Below are 209 nucleotides of genomic sequence, written 5' to 3' on the forward strand. Positions count from 1 at the left end.
CCGCGAAGCTGCCGCTGCCGCCAAGGCTGCACGTTGCAGTGTTCCCGTCCAGCTCGTAGGTGACCTGGTAGGTCCCGGGGGTGCTCTGCGAAACGGAAATCTCTCCCGTGGCCGTATTGATGGACAGTCCGGCAGGCGCGCCGAAACGCCCTCCTGGGGTGAAGCCTGCCGCTAGGTCCGGCAACAGGTTCGCTTCGTTCTGGCAGACC

General features: G+C 65.6%; 1 protein-coding gene. It reads right to left on the reverse strand.

The window, feature by feature from the left end; translation table 11 throughout:
- On the reverse strand, positions 1 to 209 hold a 209-nt coding region (locus ASG38_RS17360), incomplete at both ends, for a putative Ig domain-containing protein (protein WP_162239651.1).

The sequence above is a fragment of the Flavobacterium sp. Leaf359 genome, from assembly GCF_001423985.1.
In the GTDB taxonomy this organism is placed as follows: Bacteria; Bacteroidota; Bacteroidia; order Flavobacteriales; family Flavobacteriaceae; genus Flavobacterium; species Flavobacterium lindanitolerans.